We start from the raw sequence: 9992 nt of genomic DNA on the forward strand, positions 1-9992 counted from the left end.
AATAGACCACTAACAAAGCAAGGAAAGGCCAACGCCCTAAGAACACGGACAAGCGCCGCGCAGGCAAAAAAACTAAGCAACTACACCAGGTACCCCCTCCCATGCCACCGCAAAACCAAAACCCTCCCACAAAAACAAAGCACCCCAGCAACGCCAACAGTAACCCCCATACCCGTAGGCGAAGCCCCCTGCCAAAGCCCAACAGCAACACTAGACACCGCGCCGAGCGCTAACTGCACCGCCCCAAAAACCGCTGCGGCAGCCCCCGCATTATGAGGATACCGATGCATCAAATCTGTCGTGCAATTAGCCGACAACAACCCTACCACCCCGACGACAAAAAACAACCCAGCAACGATCGACCACAACCCACCCCACCCCGTCAGGCAAACCAGACAAACAAACAACGAGGCCACACAACTGACGATCGCCGAAAACGAAATGATCGGCAACGACCCCAACCGGCCAATCAACCGCGTGTTGAGAAAATTACCCAACATGATCCCAACAATATTCAGCGCAAACAAAAACCCATAATGCTGCGCAGAAACATGGAAATACTCGATGTACACAAACGGCGTCGCCGTGATGTACGCGAACATCGATGCAAACGCCATCCCGCCGCATAACATCAACCCCCACGCGACAGGGTCGCGCAGCAACTTCCCATACGCACCAAACGATTGCAGCACCGCCGAGTGCTTGCGCTTCTCGGGCGGCCATGTCTCCGGAACCTTCAGGTAAGCCGTCACCGCGCACACCGTGCCAAACAAAGTCAACGCAACGAACACCACGCGCCATCCACCCAGCAACAACAACTGCCCGCCAATCAGCGGCGCCAGCAACGGCCCGATCGAAGTCACAATCGATAGCATCGACAACACCCGCGCCGCATCAGCCGGTTCATGAGCGTCGCGCGCAATCGCACGTGAGAGCACGGATGCAGCGCCCGCCCCTAGCGCCTGCAAAAAACGGAACGTCACCAGCGAATCAATCGAAAACGAGAATCCGCAAGCAATGCTCGCCAGCGCATACAGGATGATCCCGCCCAGCAGCACGGGCCGCCGTCCGTACGAGTCGGAAAGCGGTCCGTATAGCAACATCCCAATCGAAAAGCCAAGCATGAAACTGGTGAGCGTCGTCTGCGCGGCACTGATGCTGACCACGAACGCCTGCGCTATCGACGGCAGGCTCGGCAGGTACATATCGATCGAAATCGGCCCACACGCGGCGAGTGCGCCAAGCAACAGGATCAGCCGGCCATCGGGCCGGCGTCGGGTGACGTGAGACATGGGAATCCAGAAGAGGCAGCCCACCAACAACGTGTCGGACTGCAGGAAAACAGCAAAGATTGCGGCATTACAGCTGTAATTGTACGCGACGGTTAATGGGGAGTCGCCCTCTCGCTCGGGCGGGGTGGACCTTCGGCACACCCCGCAGACGATGAACGCAGCCAAGCCACCAATCGGTTAAGCTGCCGCCTGAGCCCCACACGGCCATTCCAACGCACCCGCCTCTAGCCCGTTATGACCGCCTTCCTGCTGATCTGGAGCCCCAAGAAATGGCCGTGGCCAGAGCTGCCCGATGCCGCCAAACGTGTCGCCGCCGGCGAGGCGGTGACTGATGTCTGGGGGTGCGGCGTCGCGCGCAGCATCCTGCCGGGCGATCGTGTGTTCGTCCATCGCGTCAGCCAGGAACCGCGCGGTGTATTCGGTTCCGGCTACGTCACGCGCGCTCCGTACGAGGTGCCCGATGCACACTCCAAACGCGGCTATCGTCTGTGCATTGATTTCGTCTACGACTGGCTCGTCGACGCGCATCAGGAGGTCGTCGTCACGCGCGACGCCTTGCGCGTACACCCGTTCTCCGTGCAGACCTGGGATGCGCAAGCATCGGGAACCTCGATCAAGCCGGTCGCCGAAGGCGCGCTAGAGAAACGCTGGGCTGAGCTGACAGGCAAGCGCAAGCCGCCAAAGCTCGATGCGCCGTCAGGTCCGACGCACTCCAGCAAGGTTTCGGCTCATGCAGCGGCGAAGCGGGCTGGAGAAGAGACGGTGAAATCCGGCAGCGTCACGCGTAAAAGCTCCCGTCGAAGCAAGCCTGCCGCCTGACGGGTTTGCCTCCTGCGCCCAAGGGGATGTCGCGGGGCATCGCCAGCGCCCCACCACCACTCCACGAACCTTAACGCGCCATCTTCAGGAAGCGTCCGCGTGCCGGTTTCAAGACCAGCATGGCCAAAGCCGCCGTGCCCAGGTCAAGCACAATTGCGCAGCCGAATACCGGGATCCAGCTGCCCGTGTGCTGATGTAGCAGCGCGGCCAGTGGACCACCGAAGATCGAGCCCACTCCGAACGAGATATAGAGCCAGCCGTAATTTGCAGTTGCGTAACGGGTACCGAATGTATCGGTCAAGGTCGACGGGAACAGCGAGAAGATCTCTCCCCAGCCAAAGAACACGAGACCCGAAAGCAGCACGAACAGCACCGCGTTATCGCGCGTCAGCAGCCAAAGCGTCATGGCAATGCCCTCCAGCGCGAACGCAAATCCCATCGTGTTTTCGCGGCCCAGACGATCCGATACCCAGCCGAACAGCGGCCGCGTCAGACCGTTCGTGAAGCGGTCGATGGTCAACGCCAGAGGTAATGCAGCCAGCCCGAACACCATGACCTTGCTCACGCCGAAGTCGGCCGCGAAAGTCGCCATCTGCGATGTGACCATCAGGCCGGAGGTCGCCATCATTGTCATCATCAGGAACATCAACCAGAAGAGCGGCTGCTTGAGCATCTCGGACGGTCGATAGTGGCGCGCAGCGGCGGACGTCTGGGTACCCGGCAGGCTCGCGCCCAGATCCGCCGGCGGCGCGCGCAGCCCCTGTGAAGCGATGAACCCGACCGCGGCAAAGACGATCCCAAACAGCCACAACGTCGACTCCACGCCGCGTGAGGCCAGCGATGCCGCGATCGGAAAGGTCGTGACAATCGCACCCATTCCATAGCCGGCCGCCACCGCGCCTGCCGCGAAACCGCGTCGATCGGGAAACCAGCGGACCATCAATCCCACCACACCGACATAGACAATGCCAGTACCGAGACCGCCGACGCCGCCATAGGTGAGATACAGCATGGGCGTGCTGTGCGCGTAGGACGCCAGCACCCAGCTCACGCCTGCCAGCAACGTACCGATCGAGATCAGCAGGCGCGGGCCGAAGCGATCGATGAGCGCGCCCTGAAACGGCGAAAAGAACGCCTGCAACAGCACAAGAATCGAGAAGGTGACCTGCAACTCCGGCAGGGCGATGCCCAGCTTGGCGGCAAGCGGCTTGGTCATCAAGGTCCAGACATACTGCGGGCTCGAGATCGTCATCATGCAGACGAGGCCGAGGGCAAGCTGAAACCAGCGGGTGCGTGCGATTGACGGCGCGATTGGCGCGGCCGTGCCGTTCAACGCATGCGTGCGGCTATTCATTGGTGCTCTCCGTTTCGAATGGCGCGAGCCGCTCGAATCACCCCGGATTCACTTGGACTACGGTCGGCGCCCTATGTATACAAGCTCGTCGACATTAGCGAAAAGCATGCCGAATCGATGAGCGAGTCAGCCCGATCGAGAGGAGATCCTTATGGGACGGGGGTTTCCGGCAAGGATGAGAATACTGGCCGCGCGCGCCGCGTGGCAGCTGAGGGGGCCCTCAGGTGAATTTAGATGGTGCCGCGGCCCTTTGGCGGTGCGCCCGTAACCGCGGCACGATCCGCCTTGGTGCGCACGCTATGGAGCCGGTGCACGGTCAGCTTGCGCACTTCGGCCTGACTGCCGTGAATGTGCTGCGTGATGCAGGCGAGCGCCGCTTCGGTGTCGCCCGCGCGAATCGCCGCGAGGATGGCGGCATGCTCCTGGTACGTTTCGTCGATGCAATTGCCGTACACGAGATCGAGCCGCCGCACGACGCGAATGCGGTCGGTGACGCGCTGCAGGGCGGCCGCCAGTTCGTCGTTGTCGGTTGCCGATACCAGCGCCAGATGAAACGCTTCGTCGAGCGCCGCCACCTCGCGGCCGTCAGTGAGGCGTTCGCCCGCCGGCGCCTGCCAGATCGCGTCAAGTTGATCGAGAAGGCCGCTCAACCCGGCGGTAAGCGACCCATCGCGCTGACAAAGCCGGCGGATCGCGAAGGTTTCGATCAGCTCGCGCATTTCGTACAGATCGTCGAAGCGCTTGAAATCGATCGGCACGACTTCCCAGCCGCCGCGCACATACCCTTGCATCAGACCGTCGCCCTGCAGCCGTTGCAAGGCTTCCCGCGCAGGCGTACGCGACACGTTGAAACGCTCCGCGATGCCACCTTCGGTCAGACGGTCTCCCGGCAGCAGCCGCAATTCGAAGATGTCGTCGCGCAACTGTGCATAAACGTAGTTCGCGCGCGACGCACCAGCACCCGGCGTGGCTGCCAGTGCAGGAGCGGGTGGGGTCACGGGTTCGGCGGTTGCAACCGCTGCGGAAATAAGGGTGTCGCGCATGATGGACGAGGATACCAATAAACATCGGCGCTCGAAACGCGGCGTTGCCTCGCCGCGTCGCACGCCCGGCAAATCTCCCACACCCCCGCTGCGCCCCGCCGCCCGCCGACTATGCGCGACTCCGGTACAATTTCAGATAACCATTCAGTTGCCGCGAAACAGGGAAACGAGCATGCGGGCCGGAGTCTTCGCCGGCCGCCGGTCGATCCCGCGCGCCTCTGTGCATCCCTATCTGACAGGTCCAACGTCCATGTCCAGCAATTCCCGCAACGAAGCGCTTTTCGAGCGCGCCCAGCTCACCATCCCCGGTGGCGTCAACTCCCCCGTGCGTGCCTTCCGCTCGGTCGGCGGCACACCGCGCTTTATCGAGCGGGCGCAAGGCGCCTACTTCTGGGATGCGGATGGCCAGCGCTATATCGACTACATCGGTTCATGGGGCCCGATGATCCTCGGCCACGTCCATCCCGAAGTACTCGAAGCCGTGCAGAAGGTGCTGGTCAACGGTTTCTCGTTCGGCGCGCCGACCGAATCCGAAGTCGAGATTGCCGAGGAAATCTGCAAGTTGGTGCCGTCGATCGAACAGGTGCGCATGGTCTCGAGCGGTACCGAAGCCACCATGAGCGCGCTGCGTCTCGCTCGTGGCTTCACGAACCGCAGCCGTATCGTCAAGTTCGAAGGCTGCTATCACGGCCACGCGGACAGCCTGCTCGTCAAGGCAGGCTCGGGTCTGCTGACCTTCGGCAACCCGACCTCGGCAGGCGTGCCGGTGGATATCGCCAAGCACACCACCGTCCTCGAATACAACAACGTCGCCGCGCTCGAAGAAGCATTTAAAGCTTTTGGCAACGAGATCGCTTCGGTGATCGTCGAGCCGGTGGCGGGCAACATGAACCTCGTGCGCGCCACGCCGGAATTCCTCAATGCCCTGCGTCGCCTGTGTACCGAATACGGCGCCGTGCTGATCTTCGACGAAGTGATGTGCGGTTTCCGCGTCGCCCTCGGCGGCGCGCAGCAGATCTACGGCATTACGCCGGATCTCACGTGCCTCGGCAAGGTGATCGGCGGTGGCATGCCGGCGGCAGCTTTTGGCGGTCGCCGCGACATCATGGCTCACCTCGCGCCGCTCGGCGGCGTATACCAGGCGGGCACGCTGTCGGGCAACCCGATCGCTGTGGCGGCCGGTCTGAAGACGTTGCAACTGATCCAGGCCCAGGGCTTCTACGAGACGCTCAGTGCGCGCACCACGCGTCTCGTGCAGGGACTCAGCAACGCAGCTCGCGAAGCGAAAGTGCCGTTCGCGGCGGACTCGCTCGGCGGCATGTTCGGCCTCTACTTCGCAGACAAGATTCCGGCGAGCTTCGCCGAAGTCACCAAGAGCGACGTGCCGCGCTTCAATGCGTTCTTTCACAAGATGCTGGACGCGGGCGTCTATTTCGCACCGTCGGCCTATGAGGCAGGCTTCGTCTCGATTGCCCACGACGACGCGATCCTCGACGCCACGATCGATGCGGCACGCGGCGCCTTCGCCGAACTGGCCGTCTGAGACGCCTGAAGCAAACACCAAGACACCGCTACTCACGACAGAACACGCCACAGCACTTAACGGACGCCGATGTTCTCGCAAACCGATTTCGTCCATATGGAACGCGCGCTTGCTCTCGCGAAGCGCGGCTTGTACACGACCGATCCGAACCCGCGCGTCGGCTGCGTGCTGGTCAAGAACGGCGAGGTGATTGGCGAGGGCTTCACGCAGCCGGCAGGACAGGACCATGCCGAAGTACGGGCGCTGAAGGATGCGCGTTCGCGCGGCCACGATCTGCGTGGCGCTACCGCCTACGTCACGCTCGAGCCATGCAGCCACTTCGGCCGCACGCCGCCGTGCGCCAACGCGCTGATCGAGGCGCAAGTGGAACGCGTGGTCGCGGCAATGGAAGATCCGAATCCGCAGGTGTCGGGGCGCGGCCTCAAGATGCTGCGCGACGCGGGCATCGAAGTGCGCTGCGGCCTGCTCGCCAATGAAGCAGCCGAACTGAACATCGGCTTCGTGTCGCGCATGACGCGCGGCCGGCCATGGGTGCGCCTGAAAGTGGCCGCCTCGCTCGACGGCCGCACCGGACTGCCATCCGGTGAAAGCCAATGGATCACGGGAGACGCTGCACGCGCAGATGGGCACGCATGGCGCGCCCGTGCGTCGGCGATCCTCACGGGCATTGGCACTGTGCGGGAAGACGATCCGCGCATGACCGTGCGCGCCGTGGATACGTCGCGCCAGCCGCAACGTGTATTGATCGACAGCCAGCTCGACGTGCCGCCTACCGCGCAGATTCTTGCGGGCGCACCGACGCTGATTTTCTGCGGCAACCTGGATGAGCGTCACACCGAGCGCGCCAGCGTGTTGCGTGATCTTGGCGCGGAGATCATTCAAATGGCGAACGCCACCGGCAAGGTGGATCTGCCCGCCATGCTAAAGGTGCTCGGCGAGCGTCAGGTTAATGAACTGCACGTCGAGGCTGGCTATAAATTGAACGGCTCGCTGTTGCGCGAAGGCTGCGTCGACGAGTTGCTGGTCTATCTGGCGCCGAGTCTGCTCGGCACCGACTCGATGGGCATGTTCAGCCTGATCGCACCGCTAGCGCTCGAAGACCGTGTGCGTCTGAACTTTCACGCCGTCGACCGGATCGGCGACGACCTGCGGATTCTGGCGCGCTTCGCGCCGCCAGCCGCGCCCCGCCCTACTGGGAATTAAACAAGGAATCAGCACGATGTTTACCGGAATCGTCGCGGCGGTCGGCCGCATCGAATCAGTCAAGCCCCTCGGCAGCGACGGGGATGCGGGCGTCCGCCTGAATGTCAACGCAGGCGGCCTCGATCTCGAGGACGTCCAGCTTGGCGACAGCATCACGATTCAAGGCGCCTGCATGACCGTGGTGGCCAAGACTTCCAACTCGTTCGAAGTGGATGTGTCGCGCGAGAGCTTGAACTGCACGGCCGGGCTTGGCGAGCCGGGTGAGGTCAATCTCGAGAAAGCGCTACGCGCGCATGACCGGCTTGGTGGGCATATTGTGTCGGGTCATGTGGATGGGCTTGGGACAGTGACGCATTTCGCGCCGGTTGGCGAGTCGCATGAATTGCGTGTGCTGGCGCCGCAGGAGATTGGCCGTTATCTCGCGTACAAGGGGTCGATTACTGTGAATGGTGTGAGCCTGACCGTCAACACGGTGAAGGATCGCGATGATGGTTGTGAGTTTTCGATCAATCTCATTCCGCATACGGTTGAGGTGACTGCGCTTAAGAATCTGCGTGAGGGGGCGAAGGTTAATCTGGAGATCGATCTGATTGCAAGGTATGTGGAGCGGATGCTCAGTACACCTCAGGACGGGCATACCCGTTGAAATAACGGGAATTTCTCAAAAATCAGCTTGGATGGTCGTCTCACTGCGTCCAGCTGGATCTACGGTTTTGTGACGGTATACGGCCGTTTTCCAAGGTTCGTATGCCGTCACGCCTCCGAAAAAACGCCTCCCCGACGCGCCCAAACCGGCTGTCTGGCGCACTGGCAATGAGATCGGCGGTGGTCGCCGCAGATCGGACAGAGCGGAGAATTCGCGGCTTTTTGCCGGTTTTCTGCGTACGCCGCTCGACATTGAAAACTCAATCTTCGCGTCGGAGAATGTCAGGACGATCGCAAATGCGCTGTCGATCAGCTTTCCTGTGGCGTTGATCCACGTTTGCAAGTGGCCGAGAATAACGGCCCGATGAATCAGACCTGCGCGAGTCCGCCATCGACGAACAATTCTGTCCCAGTGATATAGCTGGCATCGTCGGACGCGAGAAAGGAAACCGCTTTTGCGATCTCGTCGGCATTACCCACCCGACCGAGAGGAGTCGTTTCGGAGACTTGCTTGCAATACGATTCAATCTGGTCGTCACTTAGTTTCAGTTCAGTCTTATAGGCAGGTGTGACGACGACGCCGGGTGCAACCACGTTCACGCGGATGTCTCGCCCTTTGAGATCCGATGCCCAGGTGCGCGCGAAGGAGCGTAAGGCCGCCTTTGTGGCCGCATAGACACCGAATGCCGGCGTACCTTGTATTGCTGCGATCGAGCCTGTTATCACGATGGCGCTGCCGGCCCGCATGAGCGGCAATGCGCTCTGCACGGTCAGCAAGGTGCCTTTCACGTTGATGCCGAAGTACTTGTCGAACTGTGCCTCGGTGATCTCGCCGAGAGGGACGAACTCGCCTCCACCCGCATTGGCAAAGAGAATGTCGATCCGTTGATGTTCCGCAGACACAGTGTCGATGATTGCCTTAAGGTCTGCCGCCGACGAAATGTCACCGCGAATCGCACGTGCCCCGTTCCCGATTTCAGATACTGCAGCGTCTAGTTCCGCCTGGCGTCTACCGGTAATAAACACTTTTGCACCTTCGCGAGCGAGACGCCTGGCCGTAGCGAGGCCAATTCCGGTGCTACCGCCGGTCACGAGCGCCACCTTTCCCGCGTGCCTGGTCGAATGGATGTTGTCATAGATAGAGGTTGTCATTTCAAGGCTCCTGGTTCACCTGCGTGGACGAATAACCTCACCTTAATTTAAACATTCATGAAGATAAATATGTATATTATGGTTTGTCTATCCACCCCAGTGGATAATTAGCGAGGCGGACCGACGGACCATTTGCAGGCAATCCGTATCTTTGTCCGCGTTGTTGAGACTGGAGGCTTCGGACGGGCAGCCCGTTCGCTGGATATCCCCAATGCCACGGCGAGCAAATGGGTCCAATCGCTGGAAGCGCATCTTGGCGTAAAACTGCTGGAGCGAAATACGCGCCGGGTCAGCGTGACGACAGATGGCGCGGCTTACTATGAGCGCACCCGGCAACTGCTCAGCGAGCTCGATGACATTGAGACCACGCTCGGCCGGGGACAGGCGAGCCCGCGTGGCGTGCTGAGAGTCGAGACTGGAGGGTCGACCGCAAGCGGCATCCTCATTCCTGCATTGCCAGCCTTTCTTGAGCGTTATCCGGATATACAGATTCAGCTCAGCGTCACTGACCGTACTGCGGATCTTGTCGCGGAAAACATAGACTGTGCAATTCGAAGTACCTCCGATGATCCGAATCTTGTGACGCATCCGATCGGGACGCTTGCGTGGACCACGTGTGCGAGTCCCGGTTATCTCGCGAAGTACGGCACGCCGAAACATCCGCAGGAAATCGTGGATAAGAACATGCCTGTCGTTGGATACTTTTCTGCCAGCACAGGTATGACGCAGCCCCTTACGTTTCGCCGCGACGAGGAGACCATCACGCTGGTTCGTGTACGCAATGATGTTCTTGTAGGCGAAAGCAATTCACACCTTGCAACTGCACTGGCTGGTTTGGGGATCGTCCACACATTAGACTTTATGGTTCGCCCGTTCATCGAGCAAAAGAGACTTATCCCCATTCTCGCGCGATGGCAACCGGACCCGCTCGAGGTCTATAT

The 9992-nt window shown here is 61.0% G+C and carries 9 protein-coding genes; 5 read left to right on the forward strand and 4 right to left on the reverse strand.

Features of this window, described 5'->3' with window-relative positions:
• Window positions 1-80: 80 nt before the first annotated feature.
• Window positions 81-1292: a Bcr/CflA family multidrug efflux MFS transporter gene (locus tag M0954_RS02565; protein WP_297351498.1), complete on the reverse strand. Its 1212-nt coding sequence runs from the start codon at window positions 1290-1292 to the stop codon at window positions 81-83.
• 234 nt (window positions 1293-1526) lie between these two features.
• Between M0954_RS02565 and M0954_RS02570 the strand changes: the two genes are divergently transcribed.
• Window positions 1527-2111, forward strand: coding sequence for a hypothetical protein (locus tag M0954_RS02570; RefSeq protein WP_297351479.1), 585 nt, complete (start codon window positions 1527-1529; stop codon window positions 2109-2111).
• A 70-nt stretch (window positions 2112-2181) separates the two neighbouring features.
• Here M0954_RS02570 and oxlT read toward each other — a convergent pair whose 3' ends face one another.
• Window positions 2182-3465: an oxalate/formate MFS antiporter gene (oxlT, locus tag M0954_RS02575; RefSeq protein WP_297351482.1), complete on the reverse strand. Its 1284-nt coding sequence runs from the start codon at window positions 3463-3465 to the stop codon at window positions 2182-2184.
• A 230-nt stretch (window positions 3466-3695) separates the two neighbouring features.
• Window positions 3696-4508 (reverse strand): GntR family transcriptional regulator, encoded by an 813-nt coding sequence (locus M0954_RS02580; protein ID WP_297351484.1) that lies wholly within the window; start codon window positions 4506-4508, stop codon window positions 3696-3698.
• Window positions 4509-4758: 250 nt separating this feature from the next.
• Between M0954_RS02580 and hemL the strand changes: the two genes are divergently transcribed.
• The 3 genes from hemL to M0954_RS02595 all read left to right on the forward strand — a co-directional run bounded on the left by hemL (window position 4759) and on the right by M0954_RS02595 (window position 7900).
• Window positions 4759-6051: a glutamate-1-semialdehyde 2,1-aminomutase gene (hemL, locus tag M0954_RS02585; RefSeq protein ID WP_297351487.1), complete on the forward strand. Its 1293-nt coding sequence runs from the start codon at window positions 4759-4761 to the stop codon at window positions 6049-6051.
• 69 nt (window positions 6052-6120) lie between these two features.
• Entirely contained in the window at window positions 6121-7254 is a 1134-nt protein-coding gene (ribD, locus tag M0954_RS02590; RefSeq protein ID WP_297351489.1) for a bifunctional diaminohydroxyphosphoribosylaminopyrimidine deaminase/5-amino-6-(5-phosphoribosylamino)uracil reductase RibD, read from the forward strand.
• 16 nt (window positions 7255-7270) lie between these two features.
• Window positions 7271-7900: a riboflavin synthase gene (locus M0954_RS02595; protein WP_297351492.1), complete on the forward strand. Its 630-nt coding sequence runs from the start codon at window positions 7271-7273 to the stop codon at window positions 7898-7900.
• A gap of 368 nt (window positions 7901-8268) precedes the next feature.
• Here M0954_RS02595 and M0954_RS02600 read toward each other — a convergent pair whose 3' ends face one another.
• Window positions 8269-9051 (reverse strand): glucose 1-dehydrogenase, encoded by a 783-nt coding sequence (locus M0954_RS02600; RefSeq protein ID WP_297351494.1) that lies wholly within the window; start codon window positions 9049-9051, stop codon window positions 8269-8271.
• 132 nt (window positions 9052-9183) lie between these two features.
• On the opposite strand from M0954_RS02600, the gene M0954_RS02605 reads away from it, so the two are divergent.
• On the forward strand, window positions 9184-9992 hold an 809-nt coding region (locus tag M0954_RS02605), incomplete at its 3' end, for a LysR family transcriptional regulator (protein WP_297351495.1).

Source organism: Paraburkholderia sp., assembly GCF_026225065.1.
In the GTDB taxonomy this organism is placed as follows: domain Bacteria; phylum Pseudomonadota; class Gammaproteobacteria; order Burkholderiales; family Burkholderiaceae; genus Paraburkholderia.

Coding starts and splice junctions, on each gene's coding strand:
- hemL (WP_297351487.1), top strand. CDS start 4,759: ATGTCCAGCAATTCCCGCAACGAAGCGCTTTTCGAGCGCGCCCAGCTC.
- M0954_RS02570 (WP_297351479.1), top strand. CDS start 1,527: ATGACCGCCTTCCTGCTGATCTGGAGCCCCAAGAAATGGCCGTGGCCA.
- ribD (WP_297351489.1), top strand. CDS start 6,121: ATGTTCTCGCAAACCGATTTCGTCCATATGGAACGCGCGCTTGCTCTC.
- oxlT (WP_297351482.1), bottom strand. CDS start 3,465: ATGAATAGCCGCACGCATGCGTTGAACGGCACGGCCGCGCCAATCGCG.
- M0954_RS02580 (WP_297351484.1), bottom strand. CDS start 4,508: ATGCGCGACACCCTTATTTCCGCAGCGGTTGCAACCGCCGAACCCGTG.
- M0954_RS02595 (WP_297351492.1), top strand. CDS start 7,271: ATGTTTACCGGAATCGTCGCGGCGGTCGGCCGCATCGAATCAGTCAAG.
- M0954_RS02565 (WP_297351498.1), bottom strand. CDS start 1,292: ATGTCTCACGTCACCCGACGCCGGCCCGATGGCCGGCTGATCCTGTTG.
- M0954_RS02600 (WP_297351494.1), bottom strand. CDS start 9,051: ATGACAACCTCTATCTATGACAACATCCATTCGACCAGGCACGCGGGA.